Origin of the sequence: Candidatus Nitrospira nitrificans, from assembly GCF_001458775.1 — a bacterium.
GTDB classification, from domain to species: Bacteria; Nitrospirota; Nitrospiria; order Nitrospirales; family Nitrospiraceae; genus Nitrospira_D; species Nitrospira_D nitrificans.
In genome coordinates, this window is the sequence record NZ_CZPZ01000031.1 from 98,494 (window position 1) to 119,214 (window position 20,721).

20 protein-coding genes are annotated in these 20,721 nt (G+C 56.2%); 12 read left to right on the forward strand and 8 right to left on the reverse strand.

Annotated features, from left to right (window positions below; genetic code table 11):
* Positions 1-264: 264 nt before the first annotated feature.
* A complete protein-coding gene (locus COMA2_RS20275; protein ID WP_175304631.1) occupies positions 265-438 on the reverse strand; it encodes a hypothetical protein in 174 nt (57 codons plus the stop codon).
* A 413-nt stretch (positions 439-851) separates the two neighbouring features.
* A complete protein-coding gene (gene serS / locus COMA2_RS14550) occupies positions 852-2,138 on the reverse strand; it encodes a serine--tRNA ligase (RefSeq protein ID WP_090899735.1) in 1,287 nt (428 codons plus the stop codon).
* Positions 2,139-2,276: 138 nt separating this feature from the next.
* On the opposite strand from serS, the gene COMA2_RS14555 reads away from it, so the two are divergent.
* Both COMA2_RS14555 and COMA2_RS14560 read left to right on the forward strand, forming a co-directional pair.
* Positions 2,277-3,290, forward strand: coding sequence for a PA0069 family radical SAM protein (locus tag COMA2_RS14555; RefSeq protein ID WP_090899738.1), 1,014 nt, complete (start codon positions 2,277-2,279; stop codon positions 3,288-3,290).
* Between the two features lie 14 nt (positions 3,291-3,304).
* The gene (locus tag COMA2_RS14560; RefSeq protein ID WP_090899741.1) at positions 3,305-3,670 is read left to right on the forward strand and encodes a rhodanese-like domain-containing protein; all 366 of its coding nucleotides are present in this window, start codon (positions 3,305-3,307) and stop codon (positions 3,668-3,670) included.
* Between the two features lie 247 nt (positions 3,671-3,917).
* Here the strand turns inward: COMA2_RS14560 and COMA2_RS14565 are convergent, their stop codons facing one another.
* Positions 3,918-4,466 (reverse strand): OmpH/Skp family outer membrane protein, encoded by a 549-nt coding sequence (locus COMA2_RS14565; protein ID WP_090899743.1) that lies wholly within the window; start codon positions 4,464-4,466, stop codon positions 3,918-3,920.
* Between the two features lie 82 nt (positions 4,467-4,548).
* Positions 4,549-4,932, reverse strand: a complete 384-nt coding sequence (locus COMA2_RS14570; protein WP_090899746.1) for a hypothetical protein — start codon at positions 4,930-4,932, stop codon at positions 4,549-4,551.
* A 361-nt stretch (positions 4,933-5,293) separates the two neighbouring features.
* Here COMA2_RS14570 and COMA2_RS14575 point away from each other — a divergent pair, with 361 nt between their 5' ends.
* Positions 5,294-5,806 carry a hypothetical protein gene (locus COMA2_RS14575; RefSeq protein WP_090899749.1) on the forward strand — a complete coding sequence of 171 codons (513 nt, stop codon included), beginning with the start codon at positions 5,294-5,296 and terminating at the stop codon, positions 5,804-5,806.
* A gap of 38 nt (positions 5,807-5,844) precedes the next feature.
* On the opposite strand, the gene COMA2_RS14580 is transcribed toward COMA2_RS14575, so the two are convergent.
* Positions 5,845-6,120 carry a hypothetical protein gene (locus tag COMA2_RS14580; protein ID WP_217490766.1) on the reverse strand — a complete coding sequence of 92 codons (276 nt, stop codon included), beginning with the start codon at positions 6,118-6,120 and terminating at the stop codon, positions 5,845-5,847.
* 238 nt (positions 6,121-6,358) lie between these two features.
* Here COMA2_RS14580 and moaC point away from each other — a divergent pair, with 238 nt between their 5' ends.
* The 9 genes from moaC (at position 6,359) to recN (ending at position 16,580) form a co-directional block, all read left to right on the forward strand.
* Positions 6,359-6,853, forward strand: coding sequence for a cyclic pyranopterin monophosphate synthase MoaC (gene moaC, locus COMA2_RS14585; protein ID WP_090899753.1), 495 nt, complete (start codon positions 6,359-6,361; stop codon positions 6,851-6,853).
* 15 nt (positions 6,854-6,868) lie between these two features.
* The gene (locus COMA2_RS14590) at positions 6,869-7,567 is read left to right on the forward strand and encodes a molybdenum cofactor biosynthesis protein (protein ID WP_090899756.1); all 699 of its coding nucleotides are present in this window, start codon (positions 6,869-6,871) and stop codon (positions 7,565-7,567) included.
* Positions 7,568-7,659: 92 nt separating this feature from the next.
* On the forward strand, positions 7,660-8,724 hold the full coding sequence (gene moaA, locus COMA2_RS14595; RefSeq protein ID WP_090899758.1) for a GTP 3',8-cyclase MoaA: 1,065 nt from the start codon (positions 7,660-7,662) through the stop codon (positions 8,722-8,724).
* A gap of 65 nt (positions 8,725-8,789) precedes the next feature.
* Positions 8,790-9,530 carry a hypothetical protein gene (locus COMA2_RS14600; RefSeq protein WP_090899760.1) on the forward strand — a complete coding sequence of 247 codons (741 nt, stop codon included), beginning with the start codon at positions 8,790-8,792 and terminating at the stop codon, positions 9,528-9,530.
* Between the two features lie 121 nt (positions 9,531-9,651).
* A complete protein-coding gene (gene accD, locus COMA2_RS14605) occupies positions 9,652-10,488 on the forward strand; it encodes an acetyl-CoA carboxylase, carboxyltransferase subunit beta (protein ID WP_090899763.1) in 837 nt (278 codons plus the stop codon).
* 40 nt (positions 10,489-10,528) lie between these two features.
* Entirely contained in the window at positions 10,529-11,812 is a 1,284-nt protein-coding gene (locus tag COMA2_RS14610) for a bifunctional folylpolyglutamate synthase/dihydrofolate synthase (protein WP_175304632.1), read from the forward strand.
* Position 11,813: 1 nt separating this feature from the next.
* Complete coding sequence (locus COMA2_RS14615) at positions 11,814-14,282, forward strand: LPS-assembly protein LptD (RefSeq protein WP_090899769.1); 2,469 nt, start codon at positions 11,814-11,816, stop codon at positions 14,280-14,282.
* Positions 14,283-14,339: 57 nt separating this feature from the next.
* Positions 14,340-14,717, forward strand: coding sequence for a thioredoxin (gene trxA, locus COMA2_RS14620; protein ID WP_090899772.1), 378 nt, complete (start codon positions 14,340-14,342; stop codon positions 14,715-14,717).
* 183 nt (positions 14,718-14,900) lie between these two features.
* Positions 14,901-16,580: a DNA repair protein RecN gene (gene recN / locus COMA2_RS14625; protein ID WP_090899777.1), complete on the forward strand. Its 1,680-nt coding sequence runs from the start codon at positions 14,901-14,903 to the stop codon at positions 16,578-16,580.
* Between the two features lies 1 nt (position 16,581).
* Here the strand turns inward: recN and COMA2_RS14630 are convergent, their stop codons facing one another.
* The 3 genes from COMA2_RS14630 to COMA2_RS14640 form a co-directional block, all read right to left on the reverse strand.
* Complete coding sequence (locus COMA2_RS14630; protein ID WP_090899780.1) at positions 16,582-17,709, reverse strand: HD domain-containing phosphohydrolase; 1,128 nt, start codon at positions 17,707-17,709, stop codon at positions 16,582-16,584.
* A gap of 200 nt (positions 17,710-17,909) precedes the next feature.
* Positions 17,910-19,340 (reverse strand): sigma-54-dependent transcriptional regulator, encoded by a 1,431-nt coding sequence (locus tag COMA2_RS14635; protein ID WP_245631041.1) that lies wholly within the window; start codon positions 19,338-19,340, stop codon positions 17,910-17,912.
* A gap of 15 nt (positions 19,341-19,355) precedes the next feature.
* The gene (locus tag COMA2_RS14640; RefSeq protein ID WP_090899783.1) at positions 19,356-20,630 is read right to left on the reverse strand and encodes an ATP-binding protein; all 1,275 of its coding nucleotides are present in this window, start codon (positions 20,628-20,630) and stop codon (positions 19,356-19,358) included.
* Positions 20,631-20,721: the final 91 nt, after the last annotated feature.

Here is a 20,721-nt window from a genome sequence, read left to right on the forward strand (position 1 = left end):
GGTTCAACGGAGTGCTTCAACTCATATCTCACGGTGTCCTTTGTAGCTAGGTTGCCTAACAAATAAAATCTACATGCTCTTGCCGAGAGCGTCATACGAGTAAGTTGCCTAGGGTCATTGGCTTTTAAGTGGATGACGCTTCAGCGCCAAGAAGTAAAGGGGATGGCACTCAACTCCATGCGGGAAGGGGAACCGGTTCGGGGGAGGATAGTCAGGATGCGGCGGTTGAATGGCGCGGATGTTCGGAACGCAGATTCGACTCTCTTATGTTTGTCCGCATGTCTTCACCACGTTCTCTCCGCACAGAATGCAGTTGTAATTTCCAGTCCGATAGCCGCCCTCGCTCCATTCCAATTCAAGGTTCAAATGTTCGCACTTGGGAGGATTCGGCTGCTGTTTCCACTTGACTCGCAATTCAGCAGCTTGCGTCGTAGTCATAATGCACCTCGCATCGTACGCTCATCGCTTTTGACGTAAAGAGCATGAGAGACATAACATTGACATTGTAGGCTACCTGTTTATGTAGCATTTCTCCACATGTCTGGACACTAGTGTAACCACTAGAAATCTCAAAATTTCCGGTATGTGACAAATGTCAGGCAGGGCTGTTTGCAGAATGGGCATTTCGAGATTTCCTCGACGCCATTGATGGGGCATCAACGAGGAACCTATCGAGGAGGGTTTGATGTTAACGCGCACAAGGAAAAATAGACCGGAGTCAGCCCATGACACGAATGGCCGACTGAAGACCCGAAACAAAGACTCCTGACATTTTAATTGTGCTCTGCATGCTTTCCGTAAGGTCGTGAACCCCAGGCTGGTAAATTGGCAGCTCTGATCGGTGGTGAAGATCACTGTCTCGTAATTCTTTCGATCCCTCCCATGTATGGCCGCAGCACCGGAGGGATTTCGACCGAGCCGTCAGGCTGCTGAAAATTTTCCAAGATGGCCACCACGGTTCGTCCGACGGCCAGTCCGGACCCATTGAGCGTATGGACAAAGTCGGCTTTCGCCTCTTTCTTTCCTCCGGTCAGCCGATACTTGATGCTCGCTCGTCTGGCCTGAAACGATTCGAAATTGCTGCAGGACGAAATCTCGCGGTATTGCTGCTGAGACGGCAGCCACACCTCAAGATCGTAGGTCTTGGCGGCGGAAAACCCCATATCTCCCGTGCAGAGTGCGATGACGCGATAGGGGAGGCGCAAGCCCTGCAAGATCGACTCCGCGTGGCTGGTCAGCCGTTCAAGCTCTTCGTAGGAACGATCCGGAGTCGTAAATGCCACGAGTTCAACTTTGTTGAATTGGTGAAGCCGAATCAGACCTCGCGTGTCTTTTCCATAGGACCCTGCCTCTCGTCTGAAGCAAGGAGTGTAAGACGTATAGCGGAGCGGCAAGCGGTCTCCACCCAGGATTTCCTCACGATGCAGGTTCGTCACCGGTACTTCCGCAGTCGGAATCAGGAAGTAGTCTTCATCCTTCATGCGGAAGAGATCTTCCTCGAACTTCGGAAGCTGACCGGTTCCAGTCATCGACGCGCGATTCGCCATGAGGGGAGGCAGCACCTCTCGATATCCGTGTTGAGTGGTGTGGAGATCAAGCATGTAGTTGATCAGCGCTCGTTCCAGCCTGGCACCGGCCCCGGTCATGACGGAAAACCTGGCTCCGGCAATCTTCGCGGCTCGATCGAAATCCAAGATGCCGAGATGCTCTCCGACTTCCCAATGAGGTTTGGGAGGGCTGGAAAAAGACGGCACGGCGCCCCATCGACGGACTTCGACGTTTTTCGAGGCATCAGCCCCCACTGGGACCGAGGCATGGGGAAGATTGGGGATGCGAAGCGCAACGTCGGTGAGCGCGTCCTCCACTTTTCGGAGATCGCCCTCGGCGTCCTTGATGCGATCCCCCAACTGCTTCATCGCGGCCATGGCCGTTTCAGCCGGTTCTTTGGCTCGACGCAGCCGAGCGACTTCTTCAGAACCCTTATTGAGGTCTTGTCGCAGCTGTTCAACCTGCATGGTGTGTGTGCGTCGTTCATCGCTCAATTTGCGAAGATCATCCCACGGAACGTCGTTCCCGCGTCGTCCAAGCGTCTCGCGGATATGATCAAGATTTTCGCGGAGAGCCTTCAGGTCGTACACAGCGTGCTCCTTAAAAGCGGTTGGAATCTAGCACCTGATTTCTGGAGAGTCAATGAAGCAGCCGATCCAGAGGCCGTGAACCGACGACTCAGGTGTGGGAATTGACATCGATCGGGTATGAAGGACAGGATGTGTGGGATGCGTCAAATCGAAAATCCTCCTAATCCATTCGAGTCCAGACATCGGGAACTTCTGGAACCGCCGGCGTCGCCGAAGTTGACGGTGTATGCAGACGAGACGCGAGAGATCCTGAGCCGCAACGATAGCCCGGATTTACCGTTTCGATGGAGTGTCAATCCCTATCGAGGCTGCTTTCATGCTTGCGCCTATTGTTATGCGCGTCCATCCCATGAGTATTGGGGATTCGGCGCGGGAACCGATTTCGAGAGCAAGATCGTGGTAAAGGCGGATGCGCCGCGCCTGCTTCAGCGCGCCTTTGAGAAGCCTTCGTGGCATGGAGAGCTGATCGTCTTTTCAGGAAATACCGACTGCTACCAACCGATTGAGGCAGAGTACGGGTTGACCCGAGCCTGTTTGCACGTCTGTGCGGACTATCGCAATCCCGTGGGAATTATTACGAAAGGCGCATTGGTTTTGCGCGATCTTGATGTGCTCGTGCAGTTACACCATGAGGCCTGTGCCCTGGTCTATTTCAGTATTCCCTTTGCGTCGGACGAGATGGCCAGGACAGTAGAGCCCCAGGCTCCGTCGACTACGAAACGGTTCTCCGCCATGAAGGCGCTTTCCGACGCTGGAATTCCAACAGGTATTTCAATCGCGCCGATCATTCCTGGTCTGAATGAAGCGGATATTCCTGAACTGTTGGATCGCGCGTACGGTGCCGGCGCCCGCACGGCGACCTCTAGCCTGTTGAGACTGTCCGGCAGCCTGGAGACGGTGTTTTTGGAGCGGATGGAAGAGGCCTTTCCGGAGCGGATCGGAAAGATTACCAATCGACTCCGTGAAATCAGGGGCGGGGCGTTGACGGAGCGCCGATTTTTCAAGCGGCAGGCCGGACAAGGCCCCTATTGGGAGGTGATCGAACAGCTGTTCGATCTGGCCAGACGACGGGCAGGATTTACTGAGAATGCTACGATCGCGGCTCCACGGACGTTTCGTCGTCCGGGCGTGGAACAGGGATCGCTCTTTTGAAGAGAGGAGGAGGCGTGAAGCATAATCCAGGGTTCTTGCAACTTGTCGAACAGGCCAAACGACGTGTCAAGGAGTGTAGCGTGGCCGAGGTGAAGGCTCGTCTCGACCGGGGCGAACGGTTCCATTTCATCGACATTCGAGAAGATCATGAATTCGCCAAGGACCATGCTCGAGGCGCTCGACATCTTGGGAAGGGGATCATCGAGCGGGATATCGAGTCGGTGGTTCCTGATAAGCAGGACTCAGTGGTGCTCTATTGCGGCGGAGGGTATCGATCGGCGCTGGCGGCCGATGCGTTGCAACGGATGGGGTATGGAAACGTGATCTCGATGGATGGAGGGATTCGTGCGTGGCGCGAGGCCGGTTATCCGCTGGAGTAAGGCTGTTGCAAAAGCCATCCAGCGTCGTTCTCCGCCTTGCCGAAGCGGCTTCGCGAGGCAGGTCGCATCGCTCAAGACCTCAACGCACCAACCTCCTACGCCTCAGTCTCTCGCTCGCTGCGGCCTTGCCCGGTGAAAGGCGCGTCTCGGCCCTCGGCTTCGCCGCGTCGGGCGTCGACGCAGGCGCGAGGCAAGCGCGCAGGGGTTAGGTGGGTGAGACAGTGAGCTTTTTCACCATCCTCTAGTCCTACTTGTTCGTCCGATCGAACTCCTTAATCACCTGCTCGGTGAGATCGATCGTATCCTTATTGTAAATCACGATCTTGACGGTCTGTTCGCTCCCTTTATCGACGACGATCGACACGCCTCCTTTTTCAGCGACCGTTTGTGTCGCGGCGGAGATTTTCTTCATGTACTCGTCGACCAACTCCTTCTGTTTTTTCTGGAGTTCCATGTTGAATTCTTGCGCGCGCTTCTGGAAGTCCTGAACCTTCGTCCGGAATTGCCCCTCTTTTTCCTTCTTTTCCGTGTCGGTCCACTTCGGTGCCTGCTCCTTCAATTGCTTCTCGGTATTGCGAAGGTCTTCCTCATCCTTGGCCAGGAGCTTTTGCCTGGTTCCTACGTATTCCTTCAGCGTTTCAAGCGCCCGCTTCCCCGCCTTGGATTTTTCCAAGACCGACTGCGGGTCCACCACCCCCATCTTGAATTCCGCGGCGTGAGCGGGAGACGCGACGAGCGACAAAAGGGGAGAAAGGCACATCGCTAGAAACAGGGATCGCAGAGCAGAAATATGCATCTTGGTTCTTATGCCTCCTGGCCTAGTTGGGAAACCACGCGAGAATAACCGCGCATCGCGGGTCTGTCAAGCGATGGCATCGTTACCATGAATCAAAACTGATTGATTCTCCTGCGATCCAGATCTCGACGCCATAGCGCCACTTGAGGCGTCGAGCAACCGCCCGCAAGGCATATTCATCCGCATGGACCGGATCGAACGGATTCTTGATCTTCTGAATCTTTTCTTTTCTGAACGGCGGTGGATAACCGAGATCTTTCATAGCAAGGGCCACGATATTCAACTGAAAAATGCGCGGCGTTTGGTTCAGTTGCGCCAGGATGTCGTCGGTCGATCCGTCCGACGTCGTGTGGGTTTTGTAGAGTTCAAGAACTCGGCGTTTGAGCTGAGAACGCTGCGATTCTGTGAGCTCAGGGAGGGCCAACTCTATCAAGAGCGCATTGGTGGCGCCGTTGAACGATGGCATGTTGAGAAGTCTGCTTAGAAGTCCCATCGGAATCCTCGCTGCATTCGTGAAACCCTGTACGACAGTCGTTCCTTCCGGCCACGCGGCTAGGTCTCGGGAGAGTGTACTGAAAATGGGCGGTGTTTTTCTAGGGCAAACGCCTGTCGCTCGCGGTGGCCATGTTGATGGCCTGTACGCGCGTGCCTCGTGAACCGCTTTGGAAAATGACCTTGACGAAATTAGGGGGGGCGGCTGAGAATGCGCCGCTGTTGTTCCGTTATTTGATGGAACTTAGAAGCTGAGACGCACGATACCGGGCAACATCTTCCACAGTTCGACCGCGGAAGCGAGCGGCCTACTCTTATCAACCAAGGAGTTCATTGTGAAGCAGCGTTACGCGAGAAAGATCATGGGCACATTCGTCTGTGCGCTCGCCGTGTCCATGGGATTACCGGCATTTGCCCACGAAGATCGGGCACCGACAGGCTCTTGGGAAGGGGTTGCTCGTTCCGCGACCATTCCGCTGCCGCCACAGACGACCCTCTTGACCTTCACCGCCGATGGAAATCTCGTCGAATCACGCCGTCTCTATCTGCCGGAGTCTCCGCTAGGCCCACTGGTTGCCACGTCGGGTCACGGCGAGTGGCGCCGTTCGAAGAACGGCGGCTTCGATGCGACGATCGTGGTGCTCTACCAAGGGGCTCCCGAGCATTCCACCTCGCCGGGCATCGTGATCGGCAGGGAAAAGGTCCGGTACAAGTTCCAGTTCATCAACGGTAGCGAGCAGCTCCATGGAACCATCTTCGTTGAGATGCAAGATGCCGCGGGCAACATCGTCTTCTCCGGCCCAGGCACCATCGACGCCACCCGTATCCGGCCTGAGCCCTTGCCGTAACCGCCCCCGATCCCGTTCCTCCAACTGCGGGAGGCTCGCTATCGTCGGAGGCGATCCCAGCAGCCCCGAGGATCGACGATGGCGAGAGGCGCCCGATCCGCTCTCACTAAGAGATCTTGGTCTCCTGTGACCAGCAGATCGGTTTGGCCATCGATCGCTGAAGTCAGTACCCACTGGTCGGGATCACGAATGGGAAGTGGCGAGTGTTTCGTGGGTTTTGGAACGATGTGTTCGTCGCGGAGCTTCGCCTTGACAGTGGAAATCAGTTCTGGTGATGCGCGGAATCGATCTCGCAACAGGTATCGAAGCTCCATGAGGCTCACCTCTCCGATCAACTCATGCTCGGCCGAAATATAGCGGAAAGGCCGGCGCAAATGCCGCGTGCCGTATACGCACTGACCAGCACGTTGGTGTCGAGAATGATCTTCACGATACGATGCGAAACACGTCCTCCTCGGTCAGAATGCCCTGCGCTTCGTCTTGACCTTCGTTTCCGGCGGCCCCTATAATCCCGTTGCATGCCGGTTGTAAAGTACTGATTCCACGGATAAAATGGCCGAATTCACTCACTTCAATGAATCAGGGCGGGCTCGGATGGTCGATATCAGTGCCAAGGGTTCGACTGAGCGTTTCGCCACGGCCCAGGCCAAGGTCTTTCTTCTTCCGGAAACCCTTGAAAAAATTCAACGGGGCAAGATTGCGAAGGGGGACGTGCTGGCCGTCGCCCAGGTTGCCGGCGTGATGGGTGCGAAGAAGACGCCAGACCTCATTCCCATGTGCCATCCGATTCTCCTGACGAGTGTCGATATCTCTTTCAAGGAGGAGTCTCAGCCGAATCCGGAAGGCCGCTGCTCCATCACCATTACGGCCACGGCCAAGACGACGGGGCCGACGGGAGTCGAAATGGAAGCCATGACGGCGGCTTCGGTCGCGGCGTTGACCATTTACGACATGTGCAAAGCGGTGGATCGCGCGATGAGTTTCAGCGAGGTCTGTCTGCTTTCCAAATCGGGTGGGAAGTCGGGGACGTATGTACGGAATGGTTGAGGCTAGGGTTGGGGCATGATGATTACGGTGCGATTGTTCGGTGTGACGAAAATGCTGGCGGGAAATCAGGGTTCCCTGTCGTTGGATGTGGCGAATGGCCGGCAGGTCAAGGACTTGGTCGGCGCGATCGAGACCAGCCATCCCGGGATCGGAGAATTGATTCAGAAGAAGAAGGTGCTGGTGTCCGTAAATCAGGACATCGCGCACGACGAGACGATCATCAATGACGGCGACGAGGTCGCGCTCTTGCCCCCGTTCGCCGGAGGATCAGGACAGGAACCGACAGAGGAAAGTCAGTTCGTCCGAGTGCAGCGGGAGAATTTTTCCATCGATCAGGAACTCGATCGAGTGCGGAGCCGATCGAAACGGATCGGGGGGATCGCCACATTTTTAGGTATTGCGCGTGATCGATCTCGCGGACGGGATGTGGATGGGATTACGTTCGAGCATTACGAAGGGATGGCGCAGAAGAAGCTGCGGGAGATTCGAGAACGGGCGCTGAAAGATTTCGATATCCTCGAGTTGCTCGTCATCCATCGGTATGGCGACATCACGATCGGTGAAAATATTGTGTTGATCATCGCCGGGGCGGAGCACCGTGCCGAGGCATTCCGAGCATGCCGATGGGCGATCGATGAGCTCAAGCAGATCACGCCGATCTGGAAGCTGGAACATACTCCTGAAGGCGAAGTGTGGGTGGAAGAACACCCCTAAATTCGTGACGCGTGAAAGGTGAAACGTAGGGCGTGAAACGTGAAGCGCAAGAAAACAGAGTGAAAAACGAAGATAAAGGTCGGCGGTAAGGGATGGATGAATTCACGGAAAGGGTAGCGCCCGTAGTGGTACAGGACGTATTCGGTCGGCCGCTTGGCAGCCTGCGGCTGTCCGTTACCGATCGCTGTAATCTTCGATGCCGGTATTGCATGCCGGAACCGGAGTACGCCTGGCTGCCGCGTGAGGATATCCTAAGCTTCGAAGAAATGGCGACGCTCGTAGGCTATTTTGCCGATCTCGGTGTCGATAAGGTCAGACTGACCGGGGGTGAGCCCTTGTTGCGTCGCGATCTGGCGCGGCTGGTTCGGCTGCTTCGGCAGGATCGACGAATTACCGAAGTGGCCTTGACGACGAATGGCGTATTACTGGCCGAGTCCGTCCAGGACCTTTACTATGCCGGCCTCGACCGCGTCACCGTCAGTCTCGATACCCTGAAGCCGGAGCGGTTTCGTCAACTGACGGGGCGGGATGAATTCGCACGAGTTCTGGAAGGCATGGAATCGGTTGGGAAGACGGGCTTTACCCATCTGAAGCTCGACACGGTCGTCATTCGTGGATTCAACGACGATGAACTGAGCGAGCTGATCGAATGGGGCAAGCGCTATCAGGCCGAGGTGCGGTTCATCGAATACATGGATGTCGGGGGAGCCAACGAGTGGAGCCTGGCCAAAGTCCTGTCTCAGGACATGATCCTCGATACGCTCGCGCGACGGTACGGTCGAATCACGGCGCTTCCAGAACGTGGGGCCGCTCCCGCCCAACGATTTTGCTTGCCGGACGGCACGATCTTTGGGATTATTCCGTCGACGACGACACCGTTTTGCGCGCAGTGCGACCGCAGTCGTGTCACCGCCGACGGGTTGTGGTATTTGTGCTTGTATGCGGGATCGGGAGTTGATCTCCGCAAGCCTCTTCGTGTGAATACGCAGCCGGCGCATATGCGGGACATCATTCGGTCGGGATGGGCTGCTCGTCGCGATCGTGGGGCTGAGGAGCGGAAGGCGTTGGAACGAGTGGGGCTTCGAGACGGAGGGTTGATCGAGATCGATCGGCTCCGGGAAGATCCTCATCTGGAAATGCATGCCCGTGGTGGATGAGAGAGGCACGTATCTCATCGAGTCGGTATCGGCCTCTTTCAGTGCTCGTGTCGGTATGAACCGTGATGGAAGCCTCGACCTCAATGTTGGATTTCTGGACGCCCGATGCCGATTTAGTCACGCTGCTGGGGATTGGTTTTCTGCTGGGACTGCGGCATGCCCTGGATACAGATCATCTCGCAGCGGTTTCGACCGTTCTTGCCGAGCGGCCGTCGTTTCTGGCGTCCGGCGCCGTCGGATTGTGGTGGGGGACCGGCCACACGCTGACGCTGCTGCTGGTCGGATCAATCGTGCTGGCCTGGGGACTCCATATTCCTGCCGGATTTGAAGTCATGGCCGAATCGGGAGTAGGGATGCTCCTGATCGTACTTGGGGGGAGTCTCGCCTTGAAACTATATCGGGAGCGGTGGCACGTCCATAGCCATGACCACGACGGTCAGCCGCATGTCCACCTGCACAGCCACCGGCAACAACGAGATCATCGCCATCGGCATTGGATGACCGATGCGGTTCGTCCGCTGTGTATCGGCATGGTCCATGGACTTGCCGGATCGGCAGCGTTGATGCTGATGATTCTGGCCACGACGACGACCATGGCCGGCGGACTTGTGGCGATCCTCGTCTTCGGCGTCGGATCGATCATCGGCATGATGGTGATCGGGGTAACCATGAGCGTGCCGGTCATCTATTCCCGTTCGATGAGCCAGCGGCTTTTTGTGGGGATTCAGGGATGTGCCAGTCTCGCCAGTGTCCTCGTCGGGGTATGGATGTTGGCGAAGCTGAGTCCCTCGATTCTTGGGCACTGACGCGGTCTGATGTCTCGGGTGCAATGCGCAGAAAGGTGCATCGGGGGGAGCCCTGTGCTATTCTCCGGCGATTTGTGCGGAGCAATGCATCGAACGGGTAGGATACAGTAAGGCGATAAGCATGGCGTGGTTTAAGAAAGAAAAGCCCGCAGAATCCGTTCCGCCGCCACGTTCGAAAGGCAGCGAGGGGATGTGGCTCAAGTGCAATCATTGCCGGGAGATCGTGTACCGTAAGGAGGTCGATCGGAACAACAAAGTCTGTCCGAAGTGCGATTATCATTTTCCGATCTCGGTCACTGAACGGATTGGATTGCTCATCGATCTCGGGACGTTCAAGGAATGGGATGCGGGTTTAGAAGCGCAGGATCCTTTGAGTTTTCAAGATACCAAGTCGTATCGAGATCGGGTCAAGGCCCATCAAGAAAAGACCGGCCGAAAGGATGCGCTCGTCATCGGCGAAGGCCTGGTCAACGGACGTCGGGTGGTGCTCTGTGTCTTCGATTTTAGTTTTATGGGCGGGAGTATGGGGTCTGTGGTCGGGGAAAAGCTCTGTCGCGCGATTGATCGGGCATTGGAGCTGAAACTGTCGGTCATCCTGGTCACCGCGTCCGGGGGCGCGCGGATGCAGGAAGGCATCCTCTCGTTGATGCAGATGGCCAAGACCTCGGCGGCGGTCGCGAAGCTGGGCGAGGCCAAACTGCCGTTTATCTCGATTCTTTCCGATCCGACGTTCGGCGGCGTCACAGCCAGCGTGGCGATGTTGGGCGATGTCATCATTGCGGAGCCGAAAGCGTTGATCGGCTTTGCCGGACCTCGTGTCATCGAACAAACCATCAAGCAACAGTTGCCGGATCAGTTCCAACGGGCCGAGTTTCTTCTCGAACACGGCATGATCGATATGATCGTCGAGCGCAAGCGTCTCAAGGAGACGGTCGGCACCCTCGTGAATCATTTTTAGCCTTCTGCGTCCTTCCGGCTTATTGATGAGCTACTCCTCCATGATCGAGTACCTCTACGCGCTTCAGAAGCACGGCATTAAGCTGGGCCTGGAGACCATGCGGATTCTGTTGGACCGGGTCGGCAATCCTCATCGCGCGCTTCGCGTCCTTCATATCGGAGGCACCAACGGCAAGGGGTCGACGGCGGCGATGGTGGCGGCCGTCCTTCAGCATTCAGGCCGGCGGGTCGGGCTCTATACGTCTCCTCACCTCATCGAATTTCGGGAGCGGATTCGCATCAATGGATCCATGATTGCGGAGCACCACGTCGAGGAGTTGATCGCCCGATTGCGGGCCGTTCTCGACGAGAGCCTGGAACCGACGTTTTTTGAGATGACGACGGCTCTGGCATTCCTCCATTTCGCGGAATCGGAAGTCGATGTCGCCGTATTGGAAGTGGGGTTGGGCGGACGGTTCGATGCAACCAACGTCGTTGAACAACCGCTGGCCAGCGCGATCACGACCATTGGTCTGGACCATCAAGAATATTTGGGACACACGGAGGAGGCGATCGCATTTGAAAAAGGGGGCATCATCAAGCCTGGCGTCCCGGTTGTGATCGGCCGGGTGGGGCAGGGAGCGGAAGACGTGCTGCGCCGGGTGGCGCAGGATCGCGCAGCTCCCCTGTGGCAGCTTGGCCGGGACTTTGCTGTTGATGGAGATCACTCCGAGCGGCTGACGTATCGAGGACCGACTCGCGTGTGGGAGGGCCTGACCTGCGGCTTGGCGGGGCGTCACCAGTGGGACAATGCCGCTTGTGCGTTGGCGCTTCTTGAAGCGGCGGATCGGGCCGGATTTGCCGCGGATGCCGTAGCCGTTCGCAACGGCCTGCGCACGGTTTCCTGGGAAGGTCGTCTGGAAGTCATCGGCGAGTACCCCCAGGTTGTGCTCGACGGCGCCCATAACCCTGCCGCCGCTCATGCGCTCGCGGAGTATTTCAGAGACTTTTCCGCCAGTCACCCGACATCACGAATTATCCTCGTATGGGGTATGATGCGGGATAAAGATCGCCGGGGATTTATCGCGCCACTCTTACCCTGTGTGTCGGAAATCGTGCTGACGCAGGCGACCCTCGCGCGCTCCGCGACGGTCCAAGAACTCCGCGCAACGCTGCGTGAATGGCAAGGGCCGGTGCTCGAGGCCGTTCTTCCCATGGACGCGTTGACCGTGGCCAGGAGCCGGGCCATGCCTCACGATCTCATCTGTATCGCGGGATCGTTGATGCTCCTCGGGGATATCAAAGCGGCAGTGCGTGGCTGTGGGCTGTCACCGATTCGTGGCTAGCATGGCGGGTCCTCTCGCGTGGGTCCGCCGCCGGCTCGTTCTCATTGTCGCCATCCTCTCTCTCGTTCCCTTTCCCGGAGCAGCGGCGGACGACCGAACGGGGGCAGGAGCGTCGCCTGCCGGTTCGGCTCCTCTCGATATCACGGCCGAGCGAATCGACTATCGACAAGATCAAGAGGTGTATGAAGCAAACGGATCGGTGGTGATTCGGCAGGGGGCGATCACGCTCACGGCTGACCACGCCACCATTCAAGTCTTGCCGGGGATTCTCACCGCCGTCGGCCATGTTCATTTAACGGACCCGCAGGCCGATGTGACGGCTGAACGAATGGAGCTCAATGTTAATACGGAAGCCGGGGTGGCGACACATGCCCAGCTCTACGCTCCGACAACCAACTCATCGATATCCGGCCGCCTCCTGCAGAGATTTTCCGAATACCATTACCGAGTCAAAGACGGCCGCTTCACGAATTGTGATGCGCAAGATGGAGAAGTGCCGGCATGGCGCTTTCGGTTTAAGGATCTGGATCTGACCATGGGGGACACGTTGGGAGTCAAGGGCGGGTGGTTTTGTGTCTTAGACGTGCCGACGATTCCGCTCCCCACCTTCTCTTTTCCCATGACCAAACGACAAACCGGTTTTTTGATTCCGGCCCCGAGTTATGACACTCGATTTGGGTTCCACCTGAAGCAGAGTTTTTTTTGGGCGATCAATCCGAGTCAGGATCTGACGGTCACACCGTCCTATTACAGCGACCTCGGATATGGGTCTGATTTTGAATATCGGTATGTCTTGGACCGGCGGTCTCGAGGCAAGTGGTACGTGAGTTACCTGCAACAGACGCAGCTTCCCAATGTCTCCGGCATCACGGACACCGGGGAAGATGTCAAGCAGGCACGAGCGGCACTCATCGGAACCCATACACAATATCTCACTGATACGTTGCTGCTCCGTGCCAGCGCCAACTTGGTCACCGATCCGAACTATTTCCAACAGCTGAGCAATTCAGGGATACTCCGCGCCTCGCCGAGCAGCGAATCGAACCTCTTGATGACCCAGCGCTTCTCCTACGGCAACCTGTATCTTCTGGGCCTGTATCTGCAACCGTTACAAGCCGGAGGAAAGGATACGTTTCAACGCCTTCCGGAAGTTGGCTATAGCCTTCCCTCCGTCTCACTATTCAATTCGCCTATCTTGCTGGGCATGGAAGGGAACTACGTCAATTTTTATCGCGATCAAGGATTTTCGCTGAATCGGATCAATGTCGTTCCCAGTATTTCGACGGACATTCTGCAGCTCGGGCATATGGTCGGGATTCGACCGCAAGCGAAGTTTCGTGAGGTCTATTACAGCAGAGGGGCGCAATCGGATGAAGGTCAACATCGGGAGACGTTTTGGTTGGGGGTGGATGCCACATCGAAAGTGACGCGCCGATTTTCCCTTGCCGACGGAAGCAATCTGTTGCATACCCTCGAGCCCACGGTCATGTACGAATATGTGCCGTCGACTGATCAATCGAAAGTGACGCAAATCGACCAAGTGGACGACCTTCCGAAGAAGAATTTGCTGACCTATCTGCTGCGCAGTCGCGTGCTGGAATCCGGGAAGACGAATGCGTTCAACTGGCTCGATCTCACGTTGGCTCAGAGCTATCACGTCGGCGATGCACAGACGCTGGCCAGGGAGTTCACGCCGGGCGTCGCCCCTTTCCTCGGATCGTTCACCCAGCCGCTCCAGCCGGCCACGGTGCCCATCCAAGGCAAGAAGTTTTCCGATATCTGGATGCGGGCCGTGATCGGCAACAATCTGCCGACGTTGATGACGACGGCGTGGTTGGAGACCCCGGTCGTCGGACGTGCGGCGCAGGCGTGGGCTCTTCGACCGCCGATCAACCGGTATCTGACGGTCGATGCGTTCTTCGATCCCTACCAGCCTGGGGTGAGTCAATTCAATACGGATCTTCGATTTCAAGAGGGCACCAACTGGTATTTCGAAGTGGGTCAGCGGTACACGAGAGATGGGAACCGGGTCCGGCGAGGCGACGTCTGGAACCCGATCTCATTCAACGAGGTATTTGCTCCGACGAGGGAAATTCAGTTTGTGACCATGGGGGGGGCGTTCCGTACCCCCTGGGGGTGGACGCTCGGAGCCAAGGCCTACTACGATGTCAAAAATGGACGAAGTCCGGAGTTGGACGCCGTCGCCTTGTATCAGAATCCGTGCAGGTGTTGGTCGGTGGGCCTGTATTACTTGAAGTTTCCGGACCGTGAGCAATACAGCTTTATGTTGAGCCTCACGGGAATCGGTTGGACCGAAAGCGCCGGGACTGTCGTCATGCGGACTCTCTTGAGCCCGCTTCTGTGGGGTGAACGGGGTCTCCCGTGGGCGACGCTGGGCGGACCCTATGGGATTCCTCCGCCGGCGCCTGAGACAGCCGCTCCGTTGCCGGGAGTGCGCAGCGGACGGTGATCCCTGTTTGACACTAAAAACAGTGGTGGGGTACGATGCCCATGCAATCATGTATCAATGATCTCAACCCTGAAGGAGGGCGCAGACGTGGCTGGTGACGCCTTGAAAGTCGAAGATTCCACTTGGGATGCCGAAGTGATGAAGGCCTCCGAACTCGTCATGGTCGATTTTTGGGCGGTATGGTGCGGCCCTTGCCAAATGGTAGCTCCCATCGTCGACGAATTGGCAAAAGAATATGCCGGGAAGCTGAAGGTTCGAAAACTGAACACCGACGAGAATCCTGAGGTGGCGGGTCGTTACCAGGTGATGAGTATCCCCACCATTCTTTTCTTTAAGAACGGCCAGCCGGTTGAGAAGCTGGTGGGTGCCAGGCCAAAGCGCCAGTTCAAAGAAATGATCGACTCACTACTCGCTCAGCATGCCGGGATGGCCTAGCGTAATGCTGAAATAACGGGTCTCCGGTGTGTTCAACGCAGGTGTAGGCTTGCTGCGCTGTGGATTTCCTGGTCAACCGTTGTGAGCAATGAGTTCGCTGTTTCAGCGATACGTTCAGTCGGCGGGAGGGATGTTCAGTGTCCCGAGGTCTGCCGTTAGTTAGAACTTGCCACTGTTGCAGCTATGCTCACTGAGCTGCGCATTGCGAATTTTGCCGTGATCGAACGACTGAGTCTGAACATGGACTCAGGATTTACCGTATTGACCGGAGAGACAGGGACCGGTAAGTCGTTATTAATCGATGCGGTGGCGCTGCTTGTCGGTGGGCGAGCCTCCAGCGACCAAATTCGATTTGGTGAAGACGAAGCCCAGCTTGAAGCGTCGTTTGAGATTCCACCCGCCCATCCTCTCCTGCAACGGCTGCGGGCCAAAGACGTCCTTGGCCCGAACGATTCTCAGCTCATCATTCGACGCATCATTGCGCGCTCGGTAAGAAACCGGGTGTACCTGAATGGCGTTTTAAGCCCGGTCCATGTGCTGGAAGAGTTCGCCGGTACGCTTGTCGATATCCATGGCCAGCATGACCAGCAATCGCTCCTGTCCAGCTCTGCTCAGCTTGAGGTTCTGGATGCCTTCGGTCGTCTGCAGGAAATACGGTCTCGCTATCGATCAATCCATCGTGAATGGGTACGGACGCGCGAAGAACGCGCTGCGCTTGCCGCGACTCTCCAGCAGCGAGCCCAGCAAGAAGACCTGTTGAGTTTTCAACAGCAGGAATTGCATGAGGCCGCCTGCCGTCTGGGCGAAGAAGAGTTGCTGGTGGCCGAACGCCATCGGTTGGGAGCGTCTCGGCGTCTGGCTGAGTTGGCCTTGGAAGCGCAGGAACGAATTCAAGGCGATCCTGACGGTATTTTGGTGAATCTGGCATTGATGGAGCGCGCGTTGGGAGAGTTGGCTCAGATCGATCCCGCGATGGAGGGAACAGGTCGGCTCGCATCCGAGGCCAAAGTACTTCTGAAAGAAGTCGCCGATTCCATTCGTGGTTACGCCGAGGGACTGGAGGCTGACCCTCTGCGACTTAATGTGATCGAGGACCGTTTGGCTGTTATCCAGAAAATAAAAAAGAAATACGGGGGGACGATCGAAGCCGCCTTAGAGACTCAGGCTCGAGTGAAACAAGAGCTGGACCGACTTCGGCAATCGGACAGCGAGCTTGATCGGTATGATCGTCTTGTTGGGGAACAACAACACACCCTCTCGGCGCTGGCCCGGGCGCTTTCTGTGAAGCGAGCGGAAGCCGCCGATCGGTTGACGAAATTGGTGGGCAAAGAGCTCAGTGCGCTGAAAATGGGATCGGTACGGTTTCTCGTCCAAGTCATGCCGAGCGGGCCTGACGAAGTCTACGGCCCTGATGGGAGCGATCGTGTTGAGTTTCTGCTGTCGACCAATGCCGGCGAGCCCTTGAAACCGATATCTCGCATAGCATCCGGCGGCGAACTCTCGCGGGTGATGCTGGCGGTGAAATCCGTCCTTGCCGATGTCGATCATGTGCCCGTCTTGATCTTCGATGAGATCGATACGGGAGTTGGAGGGGCGGTCGCAGCCACGATCGGGAAACGGCTCAGGGAGTTGGGCCGATACCATCAAGTGTTGTGCATCACTCATCTGCCTCAGGTCGCCTCTCAAGCGCAGCATCACGTCTCGGTTGAAAAATCGGACGTGAAGGGGCGGACGGTGGCGACGGTGCGTTCGCTGACCGGCATAAGTCGTGAGGGCGAAATTGCGCGGATGCTGGGTGGCGAGCGAATCACTTCAAAGACTCGATCTGCGGCGGCGGAATTGATCGCCGGAGCGCATGAATAGATCAAGCGGCCGGGGCAATGTCCATGGCGGGAGGCGAGACGGGGGAGTCCTTTACCACATGAACGAAGAGTTCCAGCAGCAGCGGATCAAAATGCGTGTGAGATTGAAGTGAGATCTGGCGAATTGCGACATCCTGCGGCAGCGCGACGCGCCCAGGGGCGTCGGCGGTCAGATGATCAAACGTTTGGGCGATGCCGACAATACGAGCCAGTAAGGGAATATCCGGGCCTCGGAGTCCACGAGGGTAGCCGTGTCCATCCCATTGCTCATGATGGGACGCGATAACTTGCCTCACCTCAATCGGTAAACCCAACGGCGCAATCATCCGCACGCCTCTGTCGACGTGTTCTCTACAGACGGATGCCTCGCCGGACGGAAGGACCTGGTCTTCTGAAAACCTATATGAGGGGAAGCTTGTTTTTCCTAAATCATGCAGAAAAGCTCCCAAGGCCAATGCTTTTTGCTCGGAGACGATAAGATTGAGTCGGCTAGCCATCAAGGTCGCATAGAAACTCACTCTGCTCGAATGGGTGAGTAATTGACGGTCTGTGGCCTCCAGAGCATCGGACAAGAGTGGCAGCAGGGTCATCTCGTCTTGCCGCAAGACATCATGGCTCTGCGAGTGAACGGAGAGCGAGGCATATCCCGCCTTCACCTTATCCCATGCACGTGCGCTTTCTTCCTCCGATCCCCAAAGGTCCGGTAGTGTTCGAAGGCAGCGACGAAGAAAGTCGAGTCGGCGCTTCTTGTCCATCGTCTGTTGGATGAGGGTGGTCAGCTCGTTCACGTTGAAGGGCTTAAGCAAATAGCCCGCAGCTCCGTGGCGGACGCCCTCCATCGCAGCCTTCAGGCTCCCGTATCCCGTGACGATAATGACCTCCACGTCAGGGCGATAGTGCTTGATGTCTCTGAGGAGGTCGAGTCCATGACGATCCGGAAGCTTTTGATCGAGCGTGATCAGATCAATGGGTTCCTGACCGAGGATTTCTAGGGCTGTCTTGGCGTTTTCTGCCGAACGAACGTTGCAGAAAGTGTGAAGAATCACGTTAAGGGCATCGCGTGGCCCCGCTTCATCATCAACTACCAGGACTGTGGGTTGTGTTTCAGGCTGACAAGAAACCGTTGCCATGCTCTTTACTTACTCCAAGCCGCTTTCATAGTAAGCAATTCTCATTCCTTTTTACGTAGTTATATTTAATTTCAATATAGAGTGTTGTTGTGGGGTACGAGCAACTATACGTAGACCGTAACATGGTAGGATTCCTATATTGCTAACAGGCCAATGAGGATAATCTGTGAATAAGTGTGACGTTCTTGCATGGACGTGTGTCATTCTTGCATGGGTAGGTCTGACTCTTGCGGGGAGGAATTATCCGGGCGACCGATGTTGAGGGTATCCATTCGGTATTTCAGCATCCGTCGGCTGATTCCCAGTAGGTTTGCGGCATGGGTTTGTACGTAATTGGTCCGTTTCAGCGCATCAAGGATAATCTCTCGTTCAAACTCCATCACGGCTTTTTCAAGCGACATGCGACCCGCGAGGGTATCGTCCCGAAGCGACGTTGAACGGGAGTCGTTCTTGATCAACGTCGGCAAATGCTCCGGCATGATTTGCGCGGCATGTTGAGACCAGATGAACGCTTGCTCGACGACGTTTTCCAGCTCGCGAACGTTGCCCGGCCAAGAATAGCGTGTCAGAAGCTCCAGTGCGTCTTTCCCGAAATCGATCCGAGGGCGTCGTTCCTCTTCCAGTCGTTTCTCAAGGAAATGTTTGGCCAGGAGGGGGACATCCTCACCGCGCTCACGGAGTGGAGGGAGAAAGAGCGCAATGACGTTGATGCGGTAGTAGAGGTCCTCTCGAAACTGCGATTTTCGAACCAGGTCATCAAGATTCTTGTTCGTCGCCGCCACGATGCGGACATCGACTTTGATCGACTGAACCCCACCGATTCTCGTAAACTCACGCTCTTGGATGACACGCAGAAGTTTCGCCTGTGTGACCGGACTTAAGTCGCCGATTTCGTCCAGAAACAACGTTCCGGTATTCGCCAATTCGAACTGTCCGACGCGCCGGGCTGTGGCATCCGTGAACGACCCTTTTTCGTGGCCGAACAGTTCGCTTTCAATGAGCGTTTCAGGCAAGGCTGCGCAGTTCAAGGCAATGAAGGGACGTTCGCGCCGAGAACTGTTGTAGTGCAAGGCTTTCGCGACCAATTCCTTCCCTGTGCCGCTTTCTCCAGTAATGAGCACAGTGGTACGGCTGTCGGCGACTTGTTCGATTTTTGAGTAGATCTCCTGCATACCCTGGCTTTTACCGATCAGATTATGGAAGGCATAGCGCTGGACGACTTGAGCCCGCAGCTGCTTGACCTCTCGCTCCAGTTCGGAAGAGTTCAGGACGCGATCGATGATGATGCGGAGCTCATCGACGTCGAACGGTTTTGAGAGATAGTCGGCGGCTCCGAACTTCATGGCGTCAACAGCTGTTTTGACGGATTTAGTGCCTGTGAGCATGATGACAGGAGTCATCTTGCTCTCCATGCGAAGCGTTTGAAGCACCGCGAGGCCGTCGGTTCCCGGGAGAATGACATCCAGGAGGATGAGGTCGGGCTCGTCTTTCCGAAACACGTCGAGCCCCTCCTGTCCATCGCCGGCCTGGAGAATGTCATAAATCGGCTCAAGAACCATCTTGAGGGAGGCACGGACTCGTGGATCGTCATCGATCAACAGCACTCGCTTCTTAACAACCAAACTTTCCACAAGCGCTCCTTACGTCTATTTTTGATGGGATGGAAGATTGATGAGGAAGGTCGTTCCAATCCCTTCCGTACTCTGAACTTGAATCTCTCCTCGATGCTCCTGAACGATCTGATGCGCGATGGTCAGTCCCAAACCTGTTCCTTCGTTCAGGGTGCTCGCATGTTTGGTGGTAAAGAACGGATCGAAGATGTGGTCAAGGTTTTCAGGCGAGATGCCGTGCCCGGTATCTTCGATCCGTATCTGCGTCCACACCTCACCGCCCGCTTTTTGGAGCCTCGTGGTCCGTACCCGAAGCGTTCCGGCTTTTTCGCCGATGGCATCCATCGCATTCAAGAGCAGGTTTAAGATGACCTGTTTGATTTGCTGCCGATCTAACATGCCACGAGGAAGCTCCGGCGCCAAATCTTTTTCAATCTTGATTCCTCGGCTGTCGGCCTTCACGTGGATGAAATACAGGCACGACGAGACGATTTCATTCAGATCCTCATTGGTCAACTGAGGTTCCATGTATCGAGCATAGTCGAGAACCTCTTGAATCAACCGCTCAATCCGATTGACGTCATCGAGCACAATGCGGCTGAATTCATCGATAAACTGGCTGTCATCCTTCCGTTCAGGAGCCAGCTGAATGAAGGTTTTGATGGAGGTCAAGGGGTTTCTGATTTCATGCGCGAAGCCCCCTGCAATGGTTTCCAAAGAACGCAGTCGATCAGTTCGCCGCATGAGGACTTGAGATTGCCGAAGATCCTCGTACAACAGGAGAGAGTCGATCGCATTGGCGGCGCTCTGGGCCATCGCGGTCAGTAGTTCCAGGGGGGAAGAGAGGATGACGGGGGATTCTCTCGGAGATCGGAGTCCTACGAAGGCGATCAACCGACCTCGATTCAGCAGCGGGACGGCTAGATGGAGGGGAAGCATGGCGAACTGGGCATCCGTGGTGTTGTCCGACGATCCCATGCATAGGGGGTCGGCCAGTACGGACGAGTCGAGTATATCTTGGCGATCAGCCAGCTGTTGAACGAGGGGGTGATTGAGAGGAACGACGGGAGGCGCTATTGAAGGAGTCGGCGGGGGTACATCCACCAGGCGGAAACATTCTCGCTCACGGTCAAACAGATACAGTAGCCCGTGAGAGTGCCGGGATGCTTCGGAGAAGCCGGAAAGAATCCGCTCTGCAATGAGTGGAACGCTTGTGGCATATCCCATGTCCCGTATGAACTTCGTGAGTCGTTGCAGTGAGTCCGTGCCTGCCTGACAAGGGTCCGATTGAGGAGCTGGATGACGTGTCATGAGCGTGGTGTGCGAAGTTGCATCCGTCCGCGTAGTTCGTTGTGGTGAAAACGAGACTACGTATCATCACTATGTTAGCAGTATACACTCG